The organism is Sinorhizobium sp. NFACC03 (genome assembly GCF_900103435.1).
Classification (GTDB): Bacteria; Pseudomonadota; Alphaproteobacteria; order Rhizobiales; family Rhizobiaceae; genus Ensifer.
In genome coordinates this window covers 1-25,786 of sequence record NZ_FMXF01000014.1, presented here as the reverse complement: position 1 = coordinate 25,786, position 25,786 = coordinate 1, and the positions used below count along the sequence as shown (strand labels likewise).

The 25,786-nt window shown below is 62.6% G+C and carries 25 protein-coding genes; 10 read left to right on the top strand and 15 right to left on the bottom strand.

Annotation, left to right across the window (positions count from 1 at the left end; translation table 11 throughout):
- Window position 1 precedes the first annotated feature (1 nt).
- From BLU35_RS18185 to BLU35_RS18170, 4 genes are read right to left on the bottom strand one after another with little or no spacing between them, the layout of a single operon-like run.
- Window positions 2-505 carry a tetratricopeptide repeat protein gene (locus BLU35_RS18185; RefSeq protein ID WP_093233966.1) on the bottom strand — a complete coding sequence of 168 codons (504 nt, stop codon included), beginning with the start codon at window positions 503-505 and terminating at the stop codon, window positions 2-4.
- A gap of 57 nt (window positions 506-562) precedes the next feature.
- Window positions 563-1,945 (bottom strand): ATP-binding protein, encoded by a 1,383-nt coding sequence (locus tag BLU35_RS18180; protein WP_057253155.1) that lies wholly within the window; start codon window positions 1,943-1,945, stop codon window positions 563-565.
- Window positions 1,946-1,977: 32 nt separating this feature from the next.
- Window positions 1,978-2,679 carry a response regulator gene (locus tag BLU35_RS18175; RefSeq protein ID WP_057253157.1) on the bottom strand — a complete coding sequence of 234 codons (702 nt, stop codon included), beginning with the start codon at window positions 2,677-2,679 and terminating at the stop codon, window positions 1,978-1,980.
- Between the two features lie 55 nt (window positions 2,680-2,734).
- Window positions 2,735-3,211, bottom strand: coding sequence for a MarR family winged helix-turn-helix transcriptional regulator (locus BLU35_RS18170; RefSeq protein WP_057253158.1), 477 nt, complete (start codon window positions 3,209-3,211; stop codon window positions 2,735-2,737).
- Between the two features lie 372 nt (window positions 3,212-3,583).
- On the opposite strand from BLU35_RS18170, the gene BLU35_RS18165 reads away from it, so the two are divergent.
- Window positions 3,584-4,474 carry a branched-chain amino acid aminotransferase gene (locus BLU35_RS18165; RefSeq protein WP_057253160.1) on the top strand — a complete coding sequence of 297 codons (891 nt, stop codon included), beginning with the start codon at window positions 3,584-3,586 and terminating at the stop codon, window positions 4,472-4,474.
- A gap of 77 nt (window positions 4,475-4,551) precedes the next feature.
- Here the strand turns inward: BLU35_RS18165 and BLU35_RS18160 are convergent, their stop codons facing one another.
- Both BLU35_RS18160 and BLU35_RS18155 read right to left on the bottom strand, forming a co-directional pair.
- On the bottom strand, window positions 4,552-4,818 hold the full coding sequence (locus tag BLU35_RS18160) for a hypothetical protein (protein WP_034788698.1): 267 nt from the start codon (window positions 4,816-4,818) through the stop codon (window positions 4,552-4,554).
- Window positions 4,819-5,116: 298 nt separating this feature from the next.
- The gene (locus BLU35_RS18155) at window positions 5,117-5,740 is read right to left on the bottom strand and encodes a DUF1236 domain-containing protein (protein WP_093233965.1); all 624 of its coding nucleotides are present in this window, start codon (window positions 5,738-5,740) and stop codon (window positions 5,117-5,119) included.
- A 148-nt stretch (window positions 5,741-5,888) separates the two neighbouring features.
- Between BLU35_RS18155 and BLU35_RS35670 the strand changes: the two genes are divergently transcribed.
- Both BLU35_RS35670 and BLU35_RS18150 read left to right on the top strand, forming a co-directional pair.
- The gene (locus BLU35_RS35670; protein ID WP_176907303.1) at window positions 5,889-6,056 is read left to right on the top strand and encodes a hypothetical protein; all 168 of its coding nucleotides are present in this window, start codon (window positions 5,889-5,891) and stop codon (window positions 6,054-6,056) included.
- Between the two features lie 167 nt (window positions 6,057-6,223).
- Complete coding sequence (locus BLU35_RS18150; protein WP_057253164.1) at window positions 6,224-6,865, top strand: MBL fold metallo-hydrolase; 642 nt, start codon at window positions 6,224-6,226, stop codon at window positions 6,863-6,865.
- An 87-nt stretch (window positions 6,866-6,952) separates the two neighbouring features.
- On the opposite strand, the gene BLU35_RS18145 is transcribed toward BLU35_RS18150, so the two are convergent.
- The 3 genes from BLU35_RS18145 to BLU35_RS18135 all read right to left on the bottom strand — a co-directional run bounded on the left by BLU35_RS18145 (window position 6,953) and on the right by BLU35_RS18135 (window position 9,373).
- Window positions 6,953-7,414 (bottom strand): BA14K family protein, encoded by a 462-nt coding sequence (locus tag BLU35_RS18145; protein WP_093233964.1) that lies wholly within the window; start codon window positions 7,412-7,414, stop codon window positions 6,953-6,955.
- Window positions 7,415-7,558: 144 nt separating this feature from the next.
- On the bottom strand, window positions 7,559-7,774 hold the full coding sequence (locus tag BLU35_RS18140) for a cold-shock protein (RefSeq protein WP_057253168.1): 216 nt from the start codon (window positions 7,772-7,774) through the stop codon (window positions 7,559-7,561).
- A 702-nt stretch (window positions 7,775-8,476) separates the two neighbouring features.
- Entirely contained in the window at window positions 8,477-9,373 is an 897-nt protein-coding gene (locus BLU35_RS18135; RefSeq protein ID WP_093233963.1) for a DMT family transporter, read from the bottom strand.
- 88 nt (window positions 9,374-9,461) lie between these two features.
- Between BLU35_RS18135 and BLU35_RS18130 the strand changes: the two genes are divergently transcribed.
- Window positions 9,462-9,893 (top strand): hypothetical protein, encoded by a 432-nt coding sequence (locus BLU35_RS18130; RefSeq protein ID WP_093233962.1) that lies wholly within the window; start codon window positions 9,462-9,464, stop codon window positions 9,891-9,893.
- A 23-nt stretch (window positions 9,894-9,916) separates the two neighbouring features.
- On the opposite strand, the gene BLU35_RS18125 is transcribed toward BLU35_RS18130, so the two are convergent.
- The 4 genes from BLU35_RS18125 to BLU35_RS35020 form a co-directional block, all read right to left on the bottom strand.
- On the bottom strand, window positions 9,917-11,017 hold the full coding sequence (locus BLU35_RS18125) for a PQQ-dependent sugar dehydrogenase (RefSeq protein ID WP_286161554.1): 1,101 nt from the start codon (window positions 11,015-11,017) through the stop codon (window positions 9,917-9,919).
- A gap of 170 nt (window positions 11,018-11,187) precedes the next feature.
- Window positions 11,188-11,874, bottom strand: a complete 687-nt coding sequence (locus BLU35_RS18120) for a class GN sortase (protein WP_093233960.1) — start codon at window positions 11,872-11,874, stop codon at window positions 11,188-11,190.
- On the bottom strand, window positions 11,846-14,026 hold the full coding sequence (locus tag BLU35_RS18115) for a VIT domain-containing protein (RefSeq protein WP_093233959.1): 2,181 nt from the start codon (window positions 14,024-14,026) through the stop codon (window positions 11,846-11,848). Before BLU35_RS18115 ends, BLU35_RS18120 begins: the two co-directional genes overlap by 29 nt.
- The gene (locus BLU35_RS35020; protein ID WP_143032948.1) at window positions 13,996-14,307 is read right to left on the bottom strand and encodes a hypothetical protein; all 312 of its coding nucleotides are present in this window, start codon (window positions 14,305-14,307) and stop codon (window positions 13,996-13,998) included. The genes BLU35_RS18115 and BLU35_RS35020 overlap by 31 nt, the downstream gene beginning before the upstream one ends.
- Window positions 14,308-14,487: 180 nt before the next feature.
- Between BLU35_RS35020 and BLU35_RS18110 the strand changes: the two genes are divergently transcribed.
- Window positions 14,488-15,690, top strand: coding sequence for a pyridoxal phosphate-dependent aminotransferase (locus BLU35_RS18110; protein WP_057253175.1), 1,203 nt, complete (start codon window positions 14,488-14,490; stop codon window positions 15,688-15,690).
- 420 nt (window positions 15,691-16,110) lie between these two features.
- Window positions 16,111-17,001 (top strand): LysR substrate-binding domain-containing protein, encoded by an 891-nt coding sequence (locus BLU35_RS18105; RefSeq protein ID WP_093233958.1) that lies wholly within the window; start codon window positions 16,111-16,113, stop codon window positions 16,999-17,001.
- Between the two features lie 121 nt (window positions 17,002-17,122).
- On the opposite strand, the gene carA is transcribed toward BLU35_RS18105, so the two are convergent.
- Window positions 17,123-18,328 carry a glutamine-hydrolyzing carbamoyl-phosphate synthase small subunit gene (gene carA, locus BLU35_RS18100; protein WP_093233957.1) on the bottom strand — a complete coding sequence of 402 codons (1,206 nt, stop codon included), beginning with the start codon at window positions 18,326-18,328 and terminating at the stop codon, window positions 17,123-17,125.
- Window positions 18,329-18,653: 325 nt separating this feature from the next.
- Between carA and BLU35_RS18095 the strand changes: the two genes are divergently transcribed.
- Both BLU35_RS18095 and dnaG read left to right on the top strand, forming a co-directional pair.
- Window positions 18,654-19,103 carry a GatB/YqeY domain-containing protein gene (locus BLU35_RS18095; protein WP_057254340.1) on the top strand — a complete coding sequence of 150 codons (450 nt, stop codon included), beginning with the start codon at window positions 18,654-18,656 and terminating at the stop codon, window positions 19,101-19,103.
- Between the two features lie 570 nt (window positions 19,104-19,673).
- A complete protein-coding gene (dnaG, locus tag BLU35_RS18085; protein ID WP_057253182.1) occupies window positions 19,674-21,698 on the top strand; it encodes a DNA primase in 2,025 nt (674 codons plus the stop codon).
- Window positions 21,699-21,753: 55 nt separating this feature from the next.
- Here dnaG and BLU35_RS18080 read toward each other — a convergent pair whose 3' ends face one another.
- On the bottom strand, window positions 21,754-22,593 hold the full coding sequence (locus BLU35_RS18080) for a glycosyl transferase (RefSeq protein WP_093233955.1): 840 nt from the start codon (window positions 22,591-22,593) through the stop codon (window positions 21,754-21,756).
- Between the two features lie 201 nt (window positions 22,594-22,794).
- Here BLU35_RS18080 and recQ point away from each other — a divergent pair, with 201 nt between their 5' ends.
- Both recQ and BLU35_RS18070 read left to right on the top strand, forming a co-directional pair.
- On the top strand, window positions 22,795-24,672 hold the full coding sequence (gene recQ / locus BLU35_RS18075) for a DNA helicase RecQ (protein WP_058326563.1): 1,878 nt from the start codon (window positions 22,795-22,797) through the stop codon (window positions 24,670-24,672).
- Between the two features lie 204 nt (window positions 24,673-24,876).
- A partial coding sequence (locus BLU35_RS18070) for a glycine C-acetyltransferase (RefSeq protein ID WP_093233953.1) occupies window positions 24,877-25,786 on the top strand: 910 nt, incomplete at its 3' end.

Below are 25,786 nucleotides of genomic sequence, written 5' to 3'. Positions count from 1 at the left end.
CTTACGCGTCTGCCAGCAACGCGTCAGCGTAGCGTTTGAGCGACCGGTTGTAGCGGGGGAGGTGGCGCGAGAGGCTGCCAAGCGCAAGCGCTGCTGCTTCTTTCGCATGCCCCACGTCGACCAGACACAGGGCCAGGAATGCGGCGACCGCATCGTCGAGCTCGTCTGACGGCTTGGTCTGCTCCGCGGTGAGCAGGGCGACGCCTTCGCCAGCGCGGCCGAGATTGCGGAGCGTGCTGGCGAGCTGGATGGTGGCGCGGCGCCGGCGAATTCCCGTGAGACCGTTTTCCAATGCCTGCCGATAGAGAGGTTCGGCTTCCGTCTCATGGCCGGTCGAATCCTGCGCTGACGCTTGTTCGAACAGGCCTATGGCGTGTCCCGCCGGCAATTCGGCTGCAAGCGCCTCGATACGCGCGATGAAGGTTTTGGCGTCCACGGTGTCGAAGGCAGCCCATAGTTCGGCCAGCCGTCGTTCCCAGTCGTTCCAATCGACAACGTTCGACACAGCTCTCTCCCTCGGTCCCAATTCCCGGGCGAGCAGTGGCCCGTCAATACGTGAAGGTCAAGCCGGTACGCGCACTGTTGCCCTCAGGCCGCCGAGCGGGCTGTCGCCAAGGGTGACGTTGCCGCCGTGGCTGCGGGCGATGTCGCGGGCGATCGCAAGGCCAAGGCCGGTGCCGGAGCTGTCGAGATTGCGCGCCTCGTCGAGACGGAAGAACGGCTTGAACACGTCCTCGCGCGATCGCTCAGGGATGCCCGGACCGTCATCGTCGACGGTGATGGTGACCCATTTGGCGCTGTGGCGCGCATCGATGTTGACCGTGTTGGCGTAGCGATAGGCGTTCGAAGCGAGATTGGCGACGAGGCGGGTAAAGGCGTTTGGCCTGACCCGAACCTCATCTTCGCCCTCGACCGAGGTGGTCAGTGTCTTCCCGAGCAGTTCGGCCTCCGCCGCAAGCCGAGTCATCAGGTCGCTGAGTTTCAGCTGGCCGACATCTTCCTCGGCTTCGCTGCGGGCGAAGGCGAGGTAGCCCTCCAGCATGTTCTGCATGTCCTCGACATCCTGGTTCAAGCTTTCGAGATCCGGATTGTTGCCGGCGAGCGCCAGCTGCAGCTTGAAGCGGGTGAGGATGGTTCTGAGGTCGTGGCTGACACCGGTCAGCATCGCGGTGCGCTGTTCGATCTGGCGCTCGATGCGTTCGCGCATCAGGATGAAGGCAAGGCCGGCGCGGCGGATCTCGTCGGCCCCGCGCGGCGCGAAGTCGTCGATCTTCTGGCCCTTGCCGAAGCTTTCGGCCGCCTTGGTCAGCGCCAGGATCGGCCGGATTTGGCCGCGCAGGAACAGGATTGCGATCGCCAGCAGCACCAGCGATGCGGCCACCATCCAGACGAGGAAGATGTGGGTGTTGGAGGCATAGGCCTGGTTTCGCCGAGCATATACCCGCAGGATGCGGCCGTCATCGAGCTTGATGCGGATCTCGACGAGCTTGGAGTTGCCGACCGTATCGATCCAGAAGGGGCGGCGGACCTGGTTGGAAATCTCCTCGCCGAGGATCTGGTCGAGGATTTCGAAGAAGGGACTAGGCCTGGGTGGTGGCAGCTCGCCGGGCGGGTCGACGGAGATGCTGAGATCAAGCTGATCCCGCGCGATGCGGATGATCTCGCTGATGTCGCGGTCAGCGGGGAAGGTGTCGATGAGGTCGACGATTGCGGCGATATCGCTGGTGACGGCGGCTGACAGGCGCTGCGTTACCAGCTGCCAGTGGCGCTCCATGAAGATGAAGGCGACGACCGACTGCAAGAGCACCATCGGAATGATGACGATCAGCAGCGAACGGGCGTATAGCCCCATCGGCAGGCGGCGGCGCAACCAACGGGTAAAGCGCCTCCAGGCGTTGTCGCTCGATCCGGTTGCCCCGTGCTCTATGCCGTCAAAGCTTGCCATGGTTTGCCGCGCTCATCGGAAGGCCCGCCATTTCAGTCCACGCTCAACCGGTAGCCGATGCCGCGCACCGTCTGCAGCCAGACCGGATTGGACGGATCATCCTCGATCTTGCGCCGGAGGCGATTGATCTGCACGTCGATCGTGCGCTCGCCGACCTCTGCATCGTCGCCGATCAGTTCGTGGCGCGGGATGGTCTCGCCGGCGCGCTGCGAAAACAGCGTCATGATCTCCTGCTCGCGATCGGTGAGCCGGATGTGATCGGCGCCGCGCCTCAGTTCCTTGCGCACCACCGAGAAGGTGTAGGGGCCGAAGATCACCTGGTCGACCTTGGGCGCTTGGGCCGGCTGGTTGCGGCGCAGGATATTGTTGATGCGCAGCACCAGTTCGCGCGGTTCGAAGGGCTTCGACAGATAGTCGTCGGCGCCGGCCTCGAGGCCCTCGATGCGGGAGTTCGATTCCGCCAGCGCCGTCAGCATCAGGATCGGCACGGTCTTGATCTGGCGCAGGCTATTCGTCAGCGAGATGCCGCTTTCGCCCGGCATCATCACATCGACGATCAGAAGATCGAAGTCGAGGCCGACCAGCTTGCGCCGTGCTTCGTCCGCGTCGGACGCGGTCGTCACGCGAAATCCCTGCTCGACCAGATAGCGGTTGAGGAGATCGCGGATGCGCCGGTCGTCGTCGACGACCAGAAGGTGAGCCGCATCGTCCGAGACAGTCGCTTTTGTCGTCATTCCACGCTTCCCTGGTTCCAGGCTCCCGAGCCGTCTGCCGGCGGCGAGCCTCGTGTCAGTCTGCGGCGTTCTTCATTCCGGCGAGAAAGCGTTTGACCGTCTCCCGCGCGCCCGGACCCGTTCTTGCCAATGCATCGGCTATGCGGCGGGACTGTGGCTCGGCCAGCGCACGCGCCAGCGCCTTGCCTTCCTCTGTCGTATAGAGCATGCGCTGGCGTCGGTCTTCAGGGCCGGTCTCCTGGCGGATATAGCCGGAGTCGATCAGTTGCTTGAGCACGCGAGCGAGGCTCTGCTTGGTGATCTTCAGTGTGTCCAAGAGGTCGGCGACGGTCATGCCGGGCTCGCGGTCGACGAAGTGGACGACCCGGTGATGCGCCCGCCCGAAGCCGCTCTTCTCGAGGATCGCATCCGGGTCGGAGGTGAAGTCGCGATAGGCAAAGAAGAGCAACTCGATGATCTCGAAATCGATCGTGTCATCATCGGCGGCGGCATCGGTGAGATACCGGGTGTTCTCTTTGGATTGGCCGGCCACGCGGTCATTTCCTTTCAGCCAGATTGCAACTTGCGAAACATTCGGAAAAATACGTCAGCTTTATTGACATATTTTTACCGCATCGTTAGCGTCCTTGCTCGGTAAGCGAGACATTTGGCGTTGGCAACACCTCGCTGCATGTTCCCTTAAATCGTAGCCGATTTAAGGATAGAAACATGCAGCAATTCAAAGTGCTACAGCGACCTTTGCGCGTCTCGTAAGACGCGCGGCGCTGTAGGAGGATATGCCGCGCCGTTCCGATCGCAAATCCAAAATCACGAAATTGAATTTTCCCTCAATCAGTTTGCCGATAAACTGAAAGCAGGACGATAATCAACTAAGAATGGCGCATATGCGCCGGAGGATGACACCATGGCAGCGGTTCCTTTTGATCAGTTGGACGGAGAGATCTGGTTCAACGGCGAATTCGTCGCATGGAAGGACGCCAAGGTACATGTGCTGACCCACGGCCTGCACTATGCCAGCGCGGTCTTCGAGGGCGAGCGCGCCTATGGCGGACGTATCTTCAAGCTGAGCGAGCACAACCAGCGCCTTCATAACTCGGCTGACATTCTTGGCTTCAAGATTCCCTATTCGGTGGAAGAGCTGGACGCCGCAAGCGTGGAGCTTCTGAAGCGCCAAGGCTTCTCCGAAGCCTATGTGCGGCCGATCGCCTGGCGTGGCAGCGAAAGCATGGGCGTTTCGGCGCAGAACAACCGCATCAATGTCGCCATCGCCATCTGGCAGTGGGGCAGTTACTTCAACCCGGCGGAGAAACTGAAGGGCATTCGCCTCGACATCGCCGAGTATCGCCGCCCGGATCCTCAGACGGCACCTTCCAAGTCCAAGGCGGCCGGTCTCTACATGATCTGCACCATCTCCAAGCATGCGGCGGAAGCCAAGGGCTATGCGGATGCGATGATGCTCGACTATCGCGGCCGGGTGGCCGAAGCGACGGGCGCCAACATCTTCTTCGTCAAGGACGGTGTCATCCACACGCCGGTACCGGATTGCTTCCTCGACGGCATCACCCGCCGCACGGTCATCGAGCTTGCCAAGCGCCGCGGCTACGAGGTCGTCGAGCGGGCGATCATGCCGGAGGAACTGTCCAGCTTCAGCGAGTGCTTCCTCACGGGGTCCGCTGCCGAAGTGACGCCGGTTTCCGAAATCGGTCCCCATCGCTTCACGCCGGCGACGATCTGCGAAACGCTGATGAACGACTACATGAAGGAAGTCTACCCGGTTGCCGCGGCCGCCGAGTAACGGCATCCGCAATCGGTTCGAATGCAGAAAAGGCGGCCATTGGCCGCCTTTTGTCTAACTACGGAGATAATCGCAGTTCAGGCCGTCTTGCCGAGGAATTGCCCGACGATACCGCTCAGCACGCCGCCGCCGACGAGGCCGCCGATGGCCTGCATGGCAAGGCCTGTCGCGGCTGCTTCGCCGCCGAGCATCTGAATGAGGAAACCTCCGCCCAGGCCGCCGATCGCGCCGACGATGGTCCGTGCGACGACACCAAATGCCTGCTGCTTCAACACTGCGCTGGCCGCGTTGCCGCCGGCCGCCCCCGCGATCAATTGGGTAATGATAGGCATTAATGCTTCCATTGATCCCTCCGTGTCGTGGCTCGTCGTGGACGGGCCACTAAAGCCGATGATCCGGCACCGATAGGTTGAAGCCGAATCTGGATTATTGTCAATTTGAATGAAATGACCGCCCCGGTGACCGGATCCTAGCCCATTGAAATGGTTTGATTTCAGCTGGAAGCGGCGTTTCGTGGCGCCAGACAGAGAAGCTTGCGCCGGCGTCGAGAAGGATCGGTTTCAGTCTTCGCACAATGAAGCGGATGATTCGTGCATGCGCCGTAAGCTCCGGCGACCGCTCGGTCGCCGGAGAAACAAATGCCTATCGATAGACGTAGACGATGCGTCGCGTCGCCGGCTCGACCAGCACGGGCTGGCCGTTGATGCTGACATAGTCGTAGTTATAGTCAGGCACGCGGCGGACCGCGACGGTCTGCGGCAGCGCGGCGCCGACCACGACTTCGCCGTCGAGATAGACGGTCTCGCCAGGGTTCGCCGTGACGTAGGTGCGCACGGTGTCCGGCGGCACGATCGGATCGATCTCTTCGACCGGGCCGATCAACTCATCGCCGCTGCTGACGATCACCGGATCGTTCGGCTGCGCCTCATAGGTGACGGCGGGAATAGCGAGGTCGGCGCGACGTTCCTGAACCACGACGGCCGAACCGCCGAAATCAGTCGTCAGATATTGCGCATAGACCCAGCCGCGCACGCCATTGATGTCGATGCGGCACCATTTGCTGCCTTCGATGCAGCCGTCGATGACCGCGGTGCTACCGCGGGCCGCAAGCCCGACTGTCGGATACTGAGGGCCCGGACCCGTGCGGATGTTGAGGTCCGTGACTGTCGTTGCTGTCATGGCGGCAAAGGCGGCAGGTATGCCGAGCGTCAGCACAAAACCCGCGGCCGCAGTGGCTCGCAGCAGGGGGCGGGTAAGTTTCAACATTATCTTTCTCCTTTAGTGGTGAGGGCGAAACGCCTCCGCGCGCGCGGATGTTCCCCCGGGAACGTCACGAAATGTGACGCCGTGACATTCTTCCTCTGCTGCCGCGGCCCAAGGCCCGAAGAAACAAGCAGCGGGAGAGGCGACGAAGATGCAGGACATTCAGCCGGATCAGAGCAATTTCACTGCCCGCAGCCTCAAGCCGGTGGTCAGGATCGTCGTTGCCGCGGAACTGGCAATTTCGGCGCTGTTGATGACCACAGTGCAATGGCCCGCACCGCAGCCCTCCGCCACTAGCCAAGTCGCCGTTCTGCGCTGATTGGCGCTGTCACCGGCGCCAATTGCCGCTATAGGAGAGTTTACAGCGTCGCGCGTCCCGCCGGGCGCGCTAAGATCGCTGTAGAACTTTGAAGTGCTGCATGGGTTGTCCCTCAATCGGCGACGATGCAAGGAAACATGCAGCAGATCCCATAGAGGCAGGCGCACATGTTACAGGCGGGCATCATTCCGGTTACCCATTTCGAGCAGAATTGTACGGTGCTGTTCGACAGCGAGACCAAGGAAGGCGTGATCGTCGATCCCGGTGGCGATGTCGACCTCATCCTGCAGACGGTCCGCGAGAACGGCATCACGCTGAAGGCGATCTGGATCACCCATGGCCATATCGACCACGCTGGCGGCGCCAAGGAATTGAAGGATGCGCTCGGGCTTGAAATCATCGGCCCGCACAAGGACGATCTGCCGCTGCTCGAAAGGCTCGAGAGCCAGGCCGAGCGTTTTGGGCTGGCGATGAAGGTCCAGAACGTCATTCCGGATCGTTGGCTCGAAGAGGGCGATACCGTTTCCTTCGGCGACCATGTCTTCGAGGTCCTGCATTGCCCCGGCCACGCACCCGGCCATGTCGTCTATTTCAACCGGGCACAGAATTTCGCCCATGTCGGCGACGTCCTCTTCCACGGTTCGATCGGGCGCACCGACCTGCCGGGCGGCAATCACCAGCAATTGCTCGATTCCATCCGCGACAAGATCCTGCCGCTCGGTGACACTGTCGGCTTCATCTGCGGCCACGGTCCAGGCGGGCAGATCGGCGAGGAGCGCCGCACCAATCCCTATCTGCGCGGGCTCTGAAGAAGGACGGCTTGCCGTTGTAATCACGAAAAAAGCCCATGCCTTGATCGAGGCATGGGCTTTTTGATTCCGGATGCTCTGCGCCGATCAGCCGGCGGTGCAGAAGTAGCTGCGGCCGTCGTAACCGCGGAAGGTGCCGTTGTCCGGATTGAACGAACGGTAGCGCTGCGAGCAGTAACGGTACCAGGACGGAGTCCAGGGCTCGAGCGAGCGGTAACCGCCGCCATAGCTGCCGCCGCCGTAGTTATCGACGACAACGGGACGGGCCTGATAGACCGGGCGGGGGCGATAGACCGGGCGCGGCTCATAATAATCGTATTCCGGTTCCGGATCGATATAGACGCGTTCGCCGTAGCCGCTGTTGTAACGTGGCTGCGAGGCGATCGCGCCGCCGATCAGCGCGCCAGCGGCAAGGCCCGCTGCGCCTGCCACCCATGCATCGTCATTGTTGTGGTAATGGCGATGGTCTGCCAGCGCGGCGCCGGAGGTCGGGACGATCATGGCGGCTGCGGCGATCGAAAGAACGGCGGCTTTGATGAACGTGTTCATGGGCTTCAAATCCTATCGCATGGACCGGATCAATCCGGATTTCATGAGAGGACGTTAATGCCGCCACTGTGAACCGAGCCTGAACAAAAAAAACCCGGCAAGCCTGCCGGGCTTCAACTTTGAATCTGTCAGCGGACGTCGGCGTTAGCCGGCGATCTGCAGGTTGACCGCCTTCGGGCCTTTGCCGCGGCGATCCGGTTCGGTGTCGAAGCTCACCTTCTGGTTTTCCGTCAGACCGTTCAGGCCGGAGGCCTGGACTGCGGAAATGTGTACGAAGATATCTGCACCACCGTTGTCAGGCTTGATGAAACCAAAGCCCTTGTCGGTGTTGAAGAATTTTACAGTGCCAGTTTCGGCCATGCGTCAGGTCCTTTTCTCTCCACCCGTTTGACGGACGGGCAGCATTGCAGTTTTGCCCGAATGGGCGTTGGCAGGCAGTTCTCGACGTTTGAGGAAAGGGTCCTGTTACCGCAGCCAGCCATTGGAGAAGTTGCATTTTCATGCGTCTTCCCGGTCTGGCCGCCCGGAGTTTTGCGTCTCCGGCCCGCTTTTATTTCAAGATCTTCCCGTGTTCGCAGATTGCCCGAACAGAGTAAGAGTGATGGGTTTATTTTGAATTGGCAAGCAAAACTTTTCGAGCGTGGTATTGCGTCTTGTCATTGCTCAAAAATCGGTCATTTCCGCAGCTGTTGCCCCTTCTTCAAGATATATCGCAAGCTGTTGAAATCACAGCTTTTTGAAAATGAACGCCGCAAAATTGAGTGGGTTTTTGCTGTTTTTCGATGCAGCCGCAAGGAGGCCAGTCGAATGCCGGCGCCGTCCGGTATTCGCAACTCTCTGATATGTTTGATGCTTCTCGCGTCGTACGTTTCTTACGTACGATTCTTGCAGAAAACCTACAGGTATTGAATTGGACCGGTCGAGTGCGCCCCGCTTCGCGCCTGGCGGCGAAGCAACGATTTGGTGGCCTGGTACAATAGCAAGTAAAGCGCCAGTCCGGCGTTTGGACCGGTCGCTGATATAGTTCATGGCGCAGTGTCGGTTGCGCTCGCAGAGGCCAGTTCAGGCCGCAGCTTCCGCGCGCCGATTTTTGGTCAGTTCGGGAATGATCTCGACGGCAAGCATTGCCGCGAAGATGATCGCGCAGCCGGCATAGCCGATCGGGGTGATGATCTCGCCGAGCAACAGGACACCGAAGAGGGCAGCAAAGAGCGCCTCGCTCGACAGGAAGATGGCGGCCTGCGGCGCCGTGGTATAGCGCTGGCCCACCACCTGCAGGATGAAGGCGAGGCCGCTCGAGAAGATGCCGGCATAGAGGATTTCGAAGAGAGCGCCTTCGACAGCCGCAAAGCTCAGCGGCTCCATCTTCACTGCGAAAAGCAAGCCGAGCACTGCGCAGACGGCGAACTGCGTCATCGACAGCAACATCGGCCGGCCGCTGCTGGGCGCGAAAAGGCCAACGAGCAGCATTTGCACCGCCCAGAACAGGGCGCACAGGATCGTCAGGTAGTCACCGCCGGTCAGCGCCGACAAGGTGCCGCCGCTCAAAAGGAAGATGCCGAAGAGAGCCATCAGCGCACCGGGCCAGATGACCCAATGCGGCTTGCGGCGCAGGAAGATGACCGTCAGCACGGGCACGAAGACGACATAGAGCCCGGTGAGGAAGCCGGAATTGGTGACGCTGGTGTCGAGCAGGCCGAACTGCTGGGTCGCTGCGCCGGCAAAGAGTGCCAGGCCGATGAAGATGAAATTGCGCACGGTCGTCAGCTTGAGCGGTTCGGCCGCCCGCTTCGTTTCCAAAATGGCCAAGGGCATGGCAACCAGCGTCGCGATCGCAAATCTGAGCGTGATGAACCACAGCGGGCTGATCGCATCCATGGCCGTCGACTGTGCAACGAAGCCGGCGCCCCAGATCGCGCCTGATATCAACAGCAGCAGATTGGCCTGAATGCGGGGCATGTCGGTTCTCCTCGGACAGGCGCCGTCTAGCAGTTGCGTTCTGGGCGGGCAAGGCTCATCGTCAGCGTCATGGGCGTCGGAGATGGCGATGAATGACAGCGGATATTCCGGCACGCCGCTGGCCCGCAAGCTGGGTTTGAAGGACGGGCAGGCGGCGCTGCTTCTCGGCGTTCCGCCCGGGCTCAGCGAAATCACGGACTTTTCCGGCTTCTCGACTTGCGAAATCGTGCTCGGTCCGGCCGGCGGGCGCAGCTACGACTATGTCCATGTGTTCGAGACGCAGAGGTCCGTATTGGACGGGCTCGCGCCGGAGGTTGCGGCCCGGCTACGGCCTGACGGCATGCTCTGGATTTCCTGGCCGAAGAAGGCGTCGAAGGTGGCGACGACGCTGAGCGAGGACGTGCTGCGCGATATCTTCCTGCCGCTTGGCCTCGTCGACGTGAAAGTCTGCGCCGTCGATGCCGTCTGGTCGGGACTGAAGTTCATGTTCCGCAAGGAGTTCCGCGGCCAACTGTCGTGAGGCGGCAGCGACGGGCTCAATTGCTATTGCGTCGCGCCCTTGGAGACGCGGAGAACGGCGCCATTTTCCTCGTCGGTCACCATCAGCAATGCGCCATCTGGCGCGACGACGACGTCGCGGATGCGGCCGAACTCGCCGTCGAACAGCCGTTCCTCGGCGCCGATGGCACCGTTGTCGTCACGCTCCAACCGCGCGAGAAGCTGGTACTTCAAAGCGGCAACCAAAAGGTCGCCGTCCCACTCGGGAAACATCTTGCCGCGATAGATGGCGAGCGCGCCGGGGGCGATCGAGGGATCCCAATAGAAGAGGGGCTGATCGAGGCCGTCCTTCGCCGTGCCTTCGCCGATCTCGGCGCCGGAATAGTCCTTGCCGTAGGTGATGACCGGCCAACCGTAGTTGTGGCCGGCCTGCGGATTGTTGACCTCATCGCCGCCGCGCGCGCCGTGCTCGACCGTCAAAAGCGTGCCGTCCTTCGGGTCGAAGGTGATCCCTTGCGGATTGCGGTGACCCTTCGACCAGATCTCCGCCAGGCCGCCGGTGCCGCCGCGATAGGGGTTCGATCCGGGAACGCTGCCATCGGCGTTGATGTGCAGGATGGCGCCGGCATGATCGCGCGGGTCCTGCGCCCGATCGCGTTCACCGCGGTCGCCGATACCGAAATACAGGCTGCCGTCGGGCGCGATCGCAATGCGCGAACCGAAATGCTGTCCCTTGCCGGTGAACTTGCTCATCCGGAAGAGTTCCTTGACCTCGGCAAGACCGCTCTCGTCATCAGCGAGTTTCGCCCGCACGACGGCGGTGCCGTAGCCGCCTTTGCCATTGGCGGCCAATGTCAGATAGAGCGTCCTGTTCTTTGCGAAACCAGGGTCAAGTGCGATGTCGAGCAGGCCGCCCTGGCCACGTTCAGCGACCTTGGGTACCCCCTTCAGCGGCTTCGACACCTTGCCGTCGCGCACGATCCTCAGCCGGCCGGGGCGTTCGCTGACGATCAGCCCTCCATCGGGTAGCGCTTCGACGGACCAGGGGTGTTCGAGGCCGGCCGCCAAGGTCTCGACGCGCAGGGTGCCGTTCTGGCTCGGGAATTCGCGCGTCTCTTCGGCGTGAGCGCCCAAGGGGGCGGCCATCGTGGCCAAAGCGACGAGCACCGCGAGCGATCGGGTGTGCCGCCGCGTGCCTACCTGTTTCGACACTGCTGCATCCGCTCGCGGCATTGCGCTTCTCCGGGCCGATTCGTTCAACTGGCAAGCTGGAGCGGGAGACGGAGCGGTTCAAGTCACATCCGATCAAAAGCGGTTTATTTCGAGATCGATCCTGTCGTCAGCGGCACTGGCCGTTGTTCGCCGATGAGTTCGGCATTGACGATATAGCGCATCGGCCCCTGTTCGATCGCATCGAAGGGCCAGCAGGTGGCAAGCGCCAGATGGTGGCCGGTGGCCGATGCGTTGATGCCGCTTTCGTCCCAGCGGGCGACGCGGCTTTCGCCGGCCCGGAACAGGAAGCGGCGACCGTCCTTGCGCGTCAGCACCAGGAGGTCGCCGGGATTGACGTCCTTCAGCCAACGGAAATGCGTGTCGCGGTGCGCGGCGATGACGGAGGTGCCTTCGTCGCCGGGCAAGGGCGTCGTCGTCAGCCAGGCGGGGCCGAAGGCGAGCGCTTCGCCGCTCGCGCCTTCGAGCACGACCGCAGAGCGATTGATCCGGGGCGCCGAGATTTCTGCCGCCGTCTGGAAGTCAGCCCAGGGCCAGGGCCTGCCATCCGGGTTGCCGTGCAATTGCGCCTCGAAAGTGCGTTTCAGAAGCACCTGCGAGACCTCGGCCTTGGCCTTCATGTAGAAACCCTTGCCGATCAGCAGGAGACCGGCAAGGGCAATGAGCGCGATGATCGCGAGCACGATCGTCTCGACCGCCGAGAGGCGGGCGAGAAAGCCCGGGCCTGGCTCGGGCCTTTCGTTGTCAGCGGCCACGGCGGCGCACTCCCGCAAGCACGACGGCGGCGATCGGCGCGCGCCAAAAGACGAAGGTCGTGCCTGCGAGCAGGGCGAAGGCGAGGAGCATCAGGCCGACCAGGATCTGCTTGTCCGCTTCCGTTGCCGTCTGCGGCAGGGTCACTTGGTTGTTGGCCTCGGCGATCATGCCTGCCGCCCGTGCGGTTGGTGCCGCCAGCATGCGGTCCGCCGTCACCATGGCAAGCTTGGTCCGGCTCTCGACCGCAGCGTCGCGTTCGTCGACCTTCCCGGGGGCGCTCTCAGCGGGCGTTTCACCAAAGACCTTGCCGAAGTCCCAGCCGGCCGGAAGGTTGAGCGGCAGCTTCGTTTCGGCCTGTGGCTCGCCGGCCGGACGCGACGGCGTCGCGTCGACGGCGACGAGGCTGGTGACGCGGGAGACGAGGTGATGGGCAAGCGCGACGGTCTCGATCCGCTTGTCGAGCGTGGCGGGATCGGCAATTGCAGCGGCACTTGCCTCGAGATCATCGATCTTGCGGCGCGCCCAGAGCTTGGCGATACCCTGGCCGATGGAGGCCTTGGCGATATCCATCTCGACGCGCCAGGGCTGGTCGCCGGCCTTGCCGAGAATCTGCAGCTTGCCTTCGGGTGCGGTGCCATCGAGTTGGGCCGTCAGCACCACCGGCTCGCCGCGATAGAGATCGGGCATGGGGTTTGGGGTGATGTCGCTTGCCGATGCGGCCTCGAAGCTCGCGGAGATATCGGTCATCGCGGGGCTTTCGAGCTTGGTGAAGAGCTCGCCCATGCGTGTCGCCACCTGGCTCTCGGAGCCGATCAGCGTGAAGGTGCCGCGGCCGTATTCGGCGGCCTTGGTCATGAAGTGACTGTTCGGGGCCGAACCGATGCCGACGGTGAAGACGCGGGCGTCGCCGCGGTTTTTCTGGATCTCGTCGAAGAGCTGCGCCTCATTGCCGATCGCGCCATCGGTCAGGAAGACCACCTGGCGAAGCGCGCCGGCCTGAACCGGCCCTTGCGTACGCAGTGCAGCTTCCAGCGCGGGCAGCATTTCCGTGCCGCCGTCGGCGGTGAGACCGCGGACATAGGCGATCGCATCCTCGCGCTTGTCCGGCGTTGCCTCGACGAGATCAGGAAAATGCACCGACATCGTGTCGTCGAAGCGGATGAGCAGGTAGGTCTTGTTTCCGACCGTCTCGCGGAAGAGGCCGGCATAGGGGCTCTTGCCGTCGATCGCATTCCAGGTGAGCTCGAAATCGCGGTCGGCCGGAACGCTGTCACCCTTCAGCGTGACGCGGCGGCTGAGATCATCGAGGTTGGCGATATCGACGTCGTGGTAGCCGGACTTGACTTCGCCGAGCGGGAAGCCTGCCTTCAGGTTCACCGTCAGCGTGACGGGGTTGACCTTAGCGTTTTGCTTGGGGTCGAGAACCGGCGCTTCGATCTTTTCGCGATTGGGGACCGGATCGTTGACGGCATAGCCGGTGCGGCTGTCGAGATCGACGGTCTGAACGATCGGCTGCGGGTTATGGCGGGGCGCGACCACCATCGGGAAACGGAGAGAATAGAGGCCGTTCGATTGGCGGACCGCGCTCTGGTACTCGATCTGTATGACGACCGTTTCGCCGGGGCCGATATTGGCGACCTGGTTGGTGAAGATGTTCGGGCGCTGTTGCTCGAGCAGTGCCGCCTTCTTGCCCTCGGCCTTCGCCTGTTCGTAGATCTCCTTGGCTTCCTGGCGCGGCTTTATCTGGCCCTCGATGAAGCGGTCGCCGATCTGCATCTTCAGCGTATCGACCGCCGAATCCTCGGGCAGGGGGAAGACATAGGTGCCTTCGACCCAGCCCTTGCTGGGGTTCTCGAAGCGCTGGGTCACGCGGGTGAGCATGATCGGGCCGTTGACGTCGATCGTCACGTCCGTCGCCAGCCGCGGCGCCTCGACGAAGTAGCCGGGTTCCTTCGACGGGAAGAGCAGGGCGCCCGCGCCGATATCGTTGGGGCGAACATAACCTGCCATCTGCTGAGGCTTGGCGTCGGCAGTTTCGGCCGCGGCCTGGGTCATCAGGCCGATGATCATCAGGATGCAGGCGGCGAGCGCTGCGATCGCCAGATACATGCCCCAGCGCGCTTCGTTCTGCCCGGTTTTCAATGAGGCGATTTCGTCGTCGAGAAACATTGCATAACCCCCGTAATGCGAATGTGTTCGGATGATCGAAGAAAAGGCCCGGAAACCGGCTGTTGCAGGACGGAATTGCGGCGGACCGCGACAGTTGTGATGGCCAAATTATGGCATTTCAAAAAATGCCGAACGCCGCTGATTTTTTTGAATAAATCGCGATCAAGAACCGTTTCCGACTGATACGTTTCGTGGCCGTTCAAACGACCGCCATAATTCCTTTTTTCGGCGCTGGACTTGTGGGCGAGGATCGCCTCGGGATCGCGACTGGCGATCGACAACGCTGATCGCACTCATGAAACTTTGTCATGGTGACGCTTTTTGCCCGCGTTTCCGGCGTTTTTGCCGTTCCGGCGCTTGCAAGACCGGGCGTCTTTCGACATAGACCTAACCGCTATGGAGCCTGGCTTTTTACGTTCCGTAGCGATCACCTCGTCTCGAAACGATCAGGACCTTCACCCATGGCCTTCCTTGCCGATGCCCTCTCCCGTGTAAAGCCTTCCGCCACTATCGCCGTTTCGCAGAAAGCCCGTGAGCTGAAAGCGAAAGGTCGTGATGTGATCGGCCTCGGCGCCGGGGAGCCGGACTTCGATACGCCCGACAATATCAAGAAGGCGGCGATCGACGCCATCAACCGCGGCGAGACGAAGTACACGCCGGTCTCCGGCATTCCGGAACTGCGCGAAGCGATCGCCAAGAAGTTCAAGCGCGAGAACAACCTTGATTACACCGCCGCCCAGACGATCGTCGGCACCGGCGGAAAGCAGATTCTTTTCAACGCGTTCATGGCGACCCTGAACGCGGGCGATGAAGTCGTCATCCCGGCGCCCTACTGGGTCTCCTATCCGGAAATGGTGGCGCTGTGCGGCGGCACGCCGGTGTTCGTCTCGGCCACCCAGGAAAACAACTTCAAACTCACGGCGGAGGACCTGGACAAGGCGATTACGCCGAAGACCAAGTGGTTCGTCTTCAACTCGCCGTCCAACCCGTCGGGCGCTGCCTACAGCCATGCCGAACTGAAGGCGCTGACGGACGTGCTGATGAAGCATCCGCATGTCTGGGTGCTGACCGACGACATGTACGAGCACCTGACCTATGGCGACTTCAAGTTCGCGACCCCGGTCGAAGTCGAGCCCGGCCTTTATGACCGCACGCTGACGATGAACGGCGTCTCCAAGGCCTATGCCATGACCGGCTGGCGCATCGGCTACGCTGCCGGTCCGCTTCAGCTCATCAAGGCCATGGACATGATCCAGGGTCAGCAGACCTCGGGCGCCACCTCGATCGCGCAGTGGGCGGCCGTCGAGGCGCTGAACGGCACGCAGGACTTCATCCCCGAGAACAAGAAGATCTTCGAAGGCCGCCGCGATCTGGTCGTCTCGATGCTGAACCAGGCCAAGGGCATTGCGTGCCCGACGCCGGAAGGCGCCTTCTACGTCTACCCGTCCTGCGCCGGCCTGATCGGCAAGACCGCGCCGTCGGGCAAGGTCATCGAGACGGACGAAGATTTCGTCTCCGAGCTGCTCGAATCCGAAGGCGTTGCCGTCGTGCATGGTTCGGCCTTCGGTCTCGGCCCGAACTTCCGCATTTCTTACGCAACCTCGGAAGCTCAGCTCGAAGAGGCTTGCCGCCGCATCCAGCGTTTCTGCGCCGCCTGCAAGTAAGCGCTGGCAATCGCATCACAAAAAGCCCGCCGGAAACGGCGGGCTTTTTTGTTCGCAGATCGATTCAAGCGGTGGCCAATCTTATTCAGGCGGATCGGCCAAGGCATTGAAATTTTGTCAGAAATTCACGCACCGGGAACCTCGTCGTCGCCGACGACGCCACCCTCGCTTTCCAGGATCGAGAGGCGGACCTGTAATCATCGTCACCTCCAGTTGCACGGGAGGATGCGCGAAGCCCGGCGAAGGGTCAACCGCAAGTCACGTCCGTGACCTCATCCGTCAGCGGGTCAGCATTGCGAAGGGGCCCAGCCTCTCCCTGGATATTCGGTTTCAATGCGGGGCGATGAATTTGTGGACGGCCTTTTGAAATTTGGCCAAATACGGACATGTCATCCATAGGCGTGGACATCGGGAGCCGCGATGCGCAATCTCAACGACTTCATCATCTTCGCCCATGTGGTCGACCATAGGGGCTTCGCGCCGGCTGCGCGTGTGCTCAACGTGCCGAAATCGACGCTCAGCAAGCGCGTGGCGGAGCTTGAGAAGATGCTTGGCGTCCGGCTCATCAACCGCACGTCCCGCCGCTTCACGGTGACCGAGATCGGCGAGGACTTCTATCGCCATGCGGCCGCGATGCTGATCGAGGCGGAAGCGGCTGAAGCCGTGGTCAAGGGCAGGCTTGCAGAACCAAGCGGCACGGTGCGCATCACCGCTTCGGTGCCGACTGCGCAGATGACGCTTTCGGGGCTGCTGCCTCAGCTGGCGCTAGCCTATCCGAAGATGCGGGTGGTGCTGCATGCGACCGACCGCTTCGTCGATCTGATCCAGGAAGGCTTCGATATCGCCGTGCGCGATCATTTCGCGCCCTTGCCCGATTCCGGTCTCGTCCAGCGGCGGGTCGCCTCGGAAGTCATCTGGCTCGTTGCCGCACCCGGCTATCTCGCCCGACGCGGCACGCCTGCCGAGCCCGCTGACGTCGACGACCATGATGGCCTGCTCACGTCGCTCGTAAGCGATGGTTGGACGCTGCGCAACGCGGACGACGCCACCATCTCGCTGAAGCCGCAGCCACGCTTCGTCGCAGACGAATCGCGTGTGCTGCTCGAGGCGGCATTGTCCGGGCTCGGCATCACCGCGCTGCCGCGCAAGCTCTGTCATGCCGAGATCGACAATGGCAGCCTCGTGCGGGTGCTGCCCGACTGGCAGGGGGGGCTGGTCACGACAACGCTTTTGATGCCGCATCGGCGCGGCCAGCTCCCGTCGGTCCGGGCGGTTGTCGACTTCATTGCCGACCGTCTCGCCGACGGCTGACAGACAAAACGACGAGCTGTACTCCCGCCTCGGTGGACGCGATTGGCGATATCGGCCGATGCCCTGTCGCCAAAGAAAAGGCCCGCGCGAGGCGGGCCTTTTGTCCGAATGTTTGTTGCGCTTAGCGCTCGGCCAATGCCGGCTCGCCCTTCTTCTCGCGCACAAGGTTCATGAAGCGGCGGAAGAGGTAGTGGCTGTCCTGCGGGCCGGGCGAGGCTTCCGGGTGGTGCTGGACCGAGAACACCGGCTTGCCGGCAACCCGCAGGCCGCAGTTCGTGCCGTCGAAGAGCGAAATGTGAGTCTCTTCAACGCCTTCCGGCAGCGACTTCGAATCGACCGCGAAGCCGTGATTCATCGAGACGATCTCGACCTTGCCCGTCGTGTGATCCTTGACCGGGTGGTTGGCGCCGTGGTGGCCCTGGTGCATCTTCTCGGTCTTGCCGCCGAGGGCAAGCGCCAGCATCTGGTGGCCGAGGCAGATGCCGAAGACCGGGATATCGCTCTTCAGCAGGTTCTGGATGACAGGCACGGCATATTCGCCGGTAGCCGCCGGGTCGCCCGGGCCGTTGGACAGGAAGATGCCATCCGGCTTCTGCGCCAGTACTTCATCGGCGCTGGTCGAAGCCGGCATGATGGTGACGCGGGCGTTGAGGCCGGCGAAGAGGCGCAGAATGTTGCGCTTCACGCCATAGTCGAGCGCGACGATATGGTAGGCGGCATCGGTTTCGCCGAGCGTCGAATAGCCCTCGTCCCAGACCCAGGGCTTCTCGTCCCAGCGCGAGGACTGGCCCGAGGTCGCGACCTTGGCGAGGTCGAGGCCTTCAAGCCCGCTCCAGGCCTTGGCTTCGGCCTTCAGCGTGTCGATGTCGAAGACGCCGGCGGGGTCGTGGGCGATGACGGCGTTCGGCATGCCGTTTTCGCGGATCCAGGCGGTGAGCGCGCGGGTGTCGATGCCGCAGAGGCCGATGATGCCGCGGGCCTTCAGCCAGGCGTCGAGGTGCTTGACGGCGCGGTAGTTCGACGGCTCGGTGATGTCGGCCTTGAAGATGACGCCGACCGCGCCGTGGCGTGCCGCCGGCGTCAGGTCTTCGATGTCTTCGTCATTGGCGCCGATATTGCCGATGTGCGGGAAGGTGAAGGTGACGATCTGGCCGAGATAGGAGGGGTCCGTCAGGATTTCCTGATAGCCCGTCAGCGCCGTGTTGAAGCAGACTTCCGCCTGCACCTTGCCAGTCGCGCCGATGCCCTTGCCTTCGATCACGGTGCCGTCGGCCAGAACGAGCAGTGCGGTTGGTTTTTCAGTGGTCCATGCCGGTGTCGCGGTCATCGTTCCTATCCCGTTGCGGCGTGAAGCGGGGCTTGAAAGCCCGGCGGTCGATCGCCATTTCATGTGCTCAGGCATGGACGCGCGGAATCCCCGCGGAAAGTGCTCTCATGCCGATGTCGTGCAGGTGCGGGAAAATAGCCAAAGCGCTGATCCGGGTCAACCGGCCGCTGTGAATTGTCAGGAAATAAAATTCCTTTTAATTCAAGCGGTTGCGTATTCCGTTTGATTGCGCCTGTCACACTGGTTTAAGACGACGACAACAATGATGGTTTCGAGCCGGTTCCGGGCAGAGCACCGCGGGCCGGTTTCGACATGGAGTATGGACATGCGCGACCAGTTCGCTGACGCACTGAAGGAAGCCCTGAAAGCCAAGGACACACGGCGTACCTCGACCGTGCGGCTGATCCAGGCGGCGATCAAGGACCGGGACATCGCCAATCGTGGCCTGGGCAAGGACCCGGTCAGCGACGACGACATCCTGCAGATCCTCGCCAAGATGATCAAGCAGCGCGAAGAGTCGGCCCGCATCTATGACGAGGGCGGCCGGCCGGAGCTTGCCGAGCAGGAGCGCCAGGAAATCGTGATCATCAACCAGTTCCTTCCGGCCCAGCTTCCGGAAGAGACGGTGCGTGAACTCTGCGCCTCGGTGATCCAGGAAACCGGCGCGCAAGGCTTGCGCGACATGGGCAAGTGCATGAACGTGCTCAAGGAGCGCTATCCGGGTCAGATGGACTTCGCCAAGGCGTCCGGTCTCGTGAAGGAACTGCTCAAGTAAGAGCTCGTTCAAGTAACTGCGCACGCCCGGCCATAGGTGACGGGCGTCGCCTCCTCGGCGTTCGCAAGGATTTCGTTTTCGAACGCGCGATCGATCCGCGGTGTTGCGGCTGGCGATATCGTTGGCGACGACATAGTTGATGAAACGACCGCTATAGAGGCCGCTCGACAGATCTTGGGGATCGCGGTCGTGATGGAGGGCAGGGCCGGATTGGGCCATCAGCCAGCGTTGCTGCGAGGCAAAGATCGAAGCGAGGCGCGGGTTGTCCCCATACATGGAGACCATGCCGCGGGCGTAATCCAGCACGGTGCTGAAGAAGACGGGACTGGACGCGAGCGCTTCGACGGCGATGGCCATGATGGGTGTTCCAGTTCGGGACGCCGAATTGATGCCATTCACCTTCGGCGAGTCAAGCTCTACTTTTGGTCCTTGGAAGATCTCAATTGCGTCTTTTGGTTGTGGAAGCGGGCGTGAATCCCGTTTCCGTCCTGTGAATAGCGGGCAAGCCGGATCACTGTTGTGGCGTCCAGCGGCCTTGCCGCCTATATGGAAGATCGACCAGAGGTTTTCATGCGCTTTTCACCATCCTTTCTCGACGAGATACGCGATCGCGTGCCGATTTCGGACGTGATCGCCAAACGCGTCACCTGGGATCGGCGCAAGACCAATGTCTCGCGCGGCGACTATTGGGCCTGCTGCCCCTTCCATGGGGAGAAGTCGCCGAGCTTCCACTGCGAGGATCGCAAGGGCCGGTACCATTGTTTCGGCTGCGGCGTCTCCGGCGACCATTTTCGCTTCCTGACCGATCTCGAAGGCTTGAGCTTCCCGGAGGCCGTGCAGCAGATCGCCGACATGGCGGGCGTTGCCATGCCGCAGCCCGACCCGCAGGCCGAGCGGCGCGAGAAAGAGCGCACCAGCCTTCTCGACGTCATGGAGCTGGCGACCGCGTTTTTTGAGGATCAGCTCCAGACCGCGGGCGGCGCCAAGGCCCGCGCCTATCTGCGCGAACGCGGCCTGACAGGCCGCACGATCGAGACCTTCCGCCTAGGCTTTGCGCCCGACAGCCGCAACGCGCTCAAGGAATTTCTCGCTGGCAAGGGTATCGGCAAGGAGCAGATCGAAGCCTGCGGTCTCGTCGTGCACGGGCCCGATGTGCCGGTTTCCTACGACCGTTTCCGCGACCGCATCATGTTCCCGATCCTGTCGTCACGCGAAAAGGTCATCGCCTTCGGCGGTCGCGCGATGTCTCCGGATGCGCCGGCGAAATATCTGAACTCCAACGAGACCGAGCTCTTCCACAAGGGCAACGTGCTCTACAATTTCGCCCGCGCCCGCCGGGCCTCGCAAGGGGCCGCCCGCCTGGGTGACGCCGGGCCGGACGATGCCGCCGGAACGATCATCGCCGTCGAAGGCTACATGGACGTGATCGCGCTGCACCAGGCGGGCGTCGAGAACGCGGTTGCGCCGCTCGGCACGGCATTGACCGAAAACCAGCTCGACCTTCTCTGGAAGATGACGTCGCAGCCGGTGCTCTGCTTCGACGGCGATGGCGCCGGCATCCGTGCCGCCAATCGTGGCGTCGACCTGGCGTTGCCGCACCTGAAGCCTGGCCGCTCGGTGCGTTTCGCGATGCTGCCTGACGGCAAGGATCCGGACGATCTGGTGCGCCACGAGGGTCGCGCGCCCTTCGACAAGGTGCTCGCCAATGCGCGATCCCTTGCCGACATGGTCTGGCAGCGCGAGATCCAGGGTGGATCGTTCGACACGCCTGAGAAACGCGCCGAGCTCGAAGCGCGGCTGAAGCAGGTCACTTCCGTCATCGCCGACGAAAGCGTGCGCCGCCACTACGGCCAGGACATGCGCGACCGGCTGAACGCCTTCCTGCAATCGTCGGGATCGGGGCGGGGGGGCGAGCGTCGCCCATTCGAGCGTGGCGGCGGCCGCGTAGGGGGCAAACGGTCGATGCAGCCCGCGGACGCGTTGAAGGGCGCTATTGTCGAGGCGGGGACTGCGGCCAGTTCGAAGCTTAATCAGTTGTTGAAAGCTGACCGCTCAACGAGGCCGCCAGAGTTACGCGAAAGCGTGCTGGCGTTCACCATCGTCAACCACCCGCAGCTGCTGTTCGACGAGTATGACGAAATCTCGACGATCGAGTTCGACCATCGCGACCTGCAGCGCTGCTGGGCGGCGGTGCTGAATGCTGCTGCCGCGCAGGGGCCGCGCCTGACGCGCGAAGGCCTGATCGAGCAACTGGATGGGGAAGGCTTCGGCGCACTGCTCGCCGCGATCGACCAGCAGATCCGCTATGCGCGGCTCTGGACCGCGACGACGGCTGCAGCCCCCGAGGATGCGCGCGAAGGTTATCTGCAGGCTCTGGCTTTGCACCAGCGGTCCAAGGCGCTGCACTGGCAGCGGCGTGAACTCGAGCGTGAGCTTGCGCATGCGACGGAGGAAGGCGACCTCGAAGCGGTGCCGCAACTGCTGCGCACGCTTCAGGAAGTGCAGCTCGAAGTGACTCGTCTTGAGAACCAGGAGGCGATCATCGAGGGTTTCGGGGTGCTTTCCGGTCGCGTGAAGGGGCCGGCGGCGCGTTAATCTAAAAACTTACGCTGCCACGCTGAAATCCTGCCCGATCTTAACAGAACGCCGACTATTCGCGCCAATGTTCGGCCACCCATGGAGCAGGGCGGATATAGTGGCGCAGGTAGCGGAACGGGTTCTTCTCACGGCGGTCGCCGTTGAACAGGCGTCGAATATGTCCAAGCGGCGTGTCGACGCGTCCGCGATAGCCATATTGCCCGTCGATCGCATGTTGCGGCAGCAGGCTGCGCGGGAAAAGCACCACACGCGCATCGGCCGGCAGGCGCGGTGTGAAGAAATAGTTGAGCGGGAAGGTCCAATGGCAGTCCTGCCGGTAATGCAGGACCCAGCGCCTTGGGAAGAGCTTCACGCCACCGGGCGCATTGCGCGTGACGAAACGCTGCTCGAAGCGATACTCGTCGGCAATCGCCTGAGGATTGGCGCCAAACTTCTGCTGCAGGGGCACGAGTTTGCCCACCGGGAAGCGGAACAGCGAGGTCTGGCCGAGGCGCTCGAAGGGCGTTGTCTGATTTCTGGCGAGGATCACGTCGTCGGGTTCGCCGACCTCGAAGAAGGAATCGAGCGATCCGACGATGACGATGTCGAGGTCGAGAAAGAGGACCGGGCCCTGGAGATTGCCGAGCTTCGGTCCCCAGAGCCGCGACTTCTGCCAGATGCCCGGCGTGTTCGTGGGCATGTCCGCGATGTTGAGCGGCGGCAGGTCCTCGCAGAGAATTTCCGGACGCAGTCCTTCGAAGTTGTCGGTGAAGCAGGTGAAGGTGAAGGGCGGGGTGATGTTGCGCGCCACCATGGCATAAAGCCGGTTGATGAACGGAGCGCCGTACTTCGTACCCCAGTTGATGCAGATGATCTGCTTGACGCCGCCGCTCGCCGCTAAAATGTTCGCCATGATGACTTCCTGATTTTTGGGAGCCACTAAAGTACTGCTGCGTTGGCAAGGTCAAGCTGGCAAAAGCTCAATCCCCGACCTTGAAAAGCCTGCTGATGGTGCGGGATTATCACGGCGTTCTCTTCATTTGCCCTGACGGCTATGGCATTGCGGTCACATCTTGCGATGATTGCAGGCAGTGATTCCCGTGAAGGAGACGTGATGGAGTTTGTCGAAAGGGCGAAGCGCGGCGCAAGCGCTGCCAGCCATCTCTTCGACGACGCCGGCCCGGCGCCGCTCGATGTGCTGAAGCGCGTCTATGGCTATTCCGCCTTTCGCGGCAGACAACAGGAAGTGGTCGAGCACGTGACCGGTGGCGGCGATGCCGTCGTTCTTTTTCCGACCGGCGCCGGAAAATCGCTCTGCTTCCAGATCCCGGCGCTCTGCCGTCCTGGGCTCGGCGTGGTCGTCTCGCCTTTGATTGCGCTGATGCGCGACCAGGTGGAGGCGTTGAAGCAGCTCGGCGTCAATGCCGCGGCCCTCAACTCGTCGCTGACCCGCGAGGAGGCGATCGCCGTGCGGCGACAGATCTACGACGGCACGCTCGACCTTCTATATGTGACGCCGGAGCGGATCGTCACCGATGGCTTCGCAGATCTTCTCGGCGATGCCCGCATCGCGCTCTTTGCCATCGACGAGGCGCATTGCGTTTCGCAATGGGGCCATGATTTTCGCCCGGAGTACCGCGCGCTTGGGCTTTTGGCGGAGCGTTATCCCGGCGTGCCACGCATCGCGCTCACGGCCACCGCCGATCCGCACACGCGCGACGATATCGTCGAGCGGCTGGCGCTGACCAATGCCAAGGTCTTCACCACCAGCTTCGACCGGCCGAACATCGCCTATGAAATCGTCGAGCGCGACCAGCCGCGCCAACAATTGCTGCGCTTCCTTTCGCGCTTCAAGGGTTCGTCCGGTATCGTCTATTGCCTGTCGCGTGCCAAGGTCGAAGATACGGCCGAGTGGCTGAATGCCCAGGGTATCCGGGCACTGCCCTATCACGCCGGCATGGACCGGACGCTCAGAGACAAGCATCAGGACGCGTTTCTCAAGGAAGAGAGCCTCTGCCTTGTCGCGACCGTCGCCTTCGGCATGGGCATCGACAAGCCCGACGTGCGCTACGTCGCCCATCTCGATCTGCCGGGATCGGTAGAGGCCTATTACCAGGAAACCGGGCGTGCCGGCCGCGACGGCGAGCCCTCCGACGTCTGGATGGCCTATGGCATGGCCGACGTACTGCAGCGCCGCCGGATGATCGACGAGGGCGGGGCGGCCGACGACATCAAGCGCATCGAGCGCGGCAAGCTCAACGCGCTCTTGGCGATCTGCGAGACCGCCGGCTGCCGCCGTCAGGCGATCCTTGCGCATTTCGGCGAAGCCCATCCCGGACGCTGCGGCCATTGCGACACCTGCCTGAAACCGGTCGAGACCTGGGATGGCACGGAGGCCGCAATCAAGGCGCTTGCCGCCGTTTATCGCACCGGCGAGCGCTTCGGCACCGGGCACGTGATCGATGTACTGATCGGCACGGTCAACGAAAAGACCGAGCGTTTCGGCCATGTCGATATGCCCGTCTTCGGCGCCGGCAAGGATCTTCCTGTTCGTACCTGGCAATCGGTCTTCCGGCAGTTGCTAGCAGCGGGGCTGATCAGCGTCGATCATGCTGCCTTCGGGGCGATGAAGCTGGAGCCGGATGCGCGCGCCGTCTTCAAGCGCGAACGCCAGGTGTTCTTCCGCAAGGACCGTCCGACCTCGGGCAAGGCCGCACGGGGGGCAAAATCGGGCTCGCAACGCGAACGCGCCGACCTCGCGGGTTCCGACCTCGAACTGTTCGAACTCCTTCGTGCCGAGCGCTTCTCGATCGCCAAGGAGCTGAACGTCCCGCCCTATGTCGTCTTCCCCGACGCGACCTTGATCGCGCTCGCCAAGGAGCGCCCGCGGGACTTCGACGAACTGCTCGACATCCCCGGCATCGGCGAAAGCAAACGCGAGCGCTACGGCGAAGCGTTCCTGGCGGTCATCGACGGGTATGTGGACGGGTGAGTTCGCGCACGGCGGGTGCTGACGCGGCGAAGGAATATGTCCGTGAGCGCGCCTGCGGCGACACAATATATCCCTCACGCCATCTCGCCGTGAAATGCCCTGTCGTTTTTGCGCCGGCCTCCTCGGCGCGCTGGAATTTGCTGCAAGTCGAAAGCCGTCATGATACTCGTCAGGAACGCGATGTTTTCTGTGAGCGAGAGCGCCATGACTTCAGCCTTTCTGTCCCATCTTCGTTCTGAACTCGAGGGCCTGAAGACGGCCGGGCTGTACAAGTCGGAGCGTGTCATCACCTCGAAGCAGGCGGGCGCGATCGAGGTCGCCTCGGGCGACCGCGTGCTCAACTTCTGCGCCAACAACTATCTCGGCCTTGCCGACAACGCGGAACTCGCCGAGGCCGGCAAACAGGCGCTCGACCGTTACGGCTACGGCATGGCCTCGGTGCGCTTCATCTGCGGCACGCAGGAGGAGCATAAGCAACTCGAGGCCCGCATCTCGTCGTTCCTCGGCCTGGAAGACACCATCCTCTATTCCTCCTGCTTCGATGCCAATGGCGGCCTGTTCGAAACGCTGCTGGGCGAAGAGGACGCGATCATCTCCGACGCGCTCAACCACGCCTCGATCATCGACGGCGTGCGGCTCTCCAAGGCCAAACGCTTCCGCTATGCCAACAACGACATGGCGGCGCTGGAGGAGGAACTGAAGAAGGCCGAGGGCAGCCGCTTCAAGCTGATCGCCACCGACGGCGTGTTCTCGATGGACGGCATCATCGCCAACCTGCAAGGCGTCTGCGACCTCGCCGACAAATACGGCGCCATGGTCATGGTCGACGACAGCCATGCGGTCGGCTTCGTCGGCAAGAATGGCCGCGGCTCGGCCGAACATTGCGGCGTCGAGGGCCGCATCGACATCATCACCGGCACGCTCGGCAAGGCGCTCGGCGGCGCCTCCGGCGGCTATACCTCGGCCAGGGCCGAGGTCGTCGAGTGGCTGAGGCAGCGCTCGCGGCCCTATCTGTTCTCCAACACGCTGGCGCCGGTGATTGCCGCCGCCTCGCTCACGGTCTTCGACCTGATCGAGAACGGCGATGCACTGCGGCAGCGGCTCTATGCCAATG

Bases quoted from the DNA above. Each gene is read 5' to 3' on its own strand.
- BLU35_RS18155 (WP_093233965.1), bottom strand. From the start codon at position 5,740: ATGTTGAAACTTACCCGCCCCCTGCTGCGAGCCACTGCGGCCGCGGGT.
- BLU35_RS18130 (WP_093233962.1), top strand. From the start codon at position 9,462: ATGAATGACAGCGGATATTCCGGCACGCCGCTGGCCCGCAAGCTGGGT.
- BLU35_RS35670 (WP_176907303.1), top strand. From the start codon at position 5,889: ATGCAGGACATTCAGCCGGATCAGAGCAATTTCACTGCCCGCAGCCTC.
- BLU35_RS18165 (WP_057253160.1), top strand. From the start codon at position 3,584: ATGGCAGCGGTTCCTTTTGATCAGTTGGACGGAGAGATCTGGTTCAAC.
- recQ (WP_058326563.1), top strand. From the start codon at position 22,795: ATGGAGTTTGTCGAAAGGGCGAAGCGCGGCGCAAGCGCTGCCAGCCAT.
- BLU35_RS18095 (WP_057254340.1), top strand. From the start codon at position 18,654: ATGCGCGACCAGTTCGCTGACGCACTGAAGGAAGCCCTGAAAGCCAAG.
- BLU35_RS18145 (WP_093233964.1), bottom strand. From the start codon at position 7,414: ATGAACACGTTCATCAAAGCCGCCGTTCTTTCGATCGCCGCAGCCGCC.
- BLU35_RS18140 (WP_057253168.1), bottom strand. From the start codon at position 7,774: ATGGCCGAAACTGGCACTGTAAAATTCTTCAACACCGACAAGGGCTTT.
- dnaG (WP_057253182.1), top strand. From the start codon at position 19,674: ATGCGCTTTTCACCATCCTTTCTCGACGAGATACGCGATCGCGTGCCG.
- BLU35_RS18150 (WP_057253164.1), top strand. From the start codon at position 6,224: ATGTTACAGGCGGGCATCATTCCGGTTACCCATTTCGAGCAGAATTGT.
- BLU35_RS18175 (WP_057253157.1), bottom strand. From the start codon at position 2,679: ATGACGACAAAAGCGACTGTCTCGGACGATGCGGCTCACCTTCTGGTC.
- BLU35_RS18115 (WP_093233959.1), bottom strand. From the start codon at position 14,026: ATGTTTCTCGACGACGAAATCGCCTCATTGAAAACCGGGCAGAACGAA.
- BLU35_RS18135 (WP_093233963.1), bottom strand. From the start codon at position 9,373: ATGCCCCGCATTCAGGCCAATCTGCTGCTGTTGATATCAGGCGCGATC.
- BLU35_RS18105 (WP_093233958.1), top strand. From the start codon at position 16,111: ATGCGCAATCTCAACGACTTCATCATCTTCGCCCATGTGGTCGACCAT.
- BLU35_RS18080 (WP_093233955.1), bottom strand. From the start codon at position 22,593: ATGGCGAACATTTTAGCGGCGAGCGGCGGCGTCAAGCAGATCATCTGC.
- BLU35_RS18110 (WP_057253175.1), top strand. From the start codon at position 14,488: ATGGCCTTCCTTGCCGATGCCCTCTCCCGTGTAAAGCCTTCCGCCACT.
- BLU35_RS18125 (WP_286161554.1), bottom strand. From the start codon at position 11,017: ATGGCCGCCCCCTTGGGCGCTCACGCCGAAGAGACGCGCGAATTCCCG.
- BLU35_RS18160 (WP_034788698.1), bottom strand. From the start codon at position 4,818: ATGGAAGCATTAATGCCTATCATTACCCAATTGATCGCGGGGGCGGCC.
- BLU35_RS18180 (WP_057253155.1), bottom strand. From the start codon at position 1,945: ATGGCAAGCTTTGACGGCATAGAGCACGGGGCAACCGGATCGAGCGAC.
- carA (WP_093233957.1), bottom strand. From the start codon at position 18,328: ATGACCGCGACACCGGCATGGACCACTGAAAAACCAACCGCACTGCTC.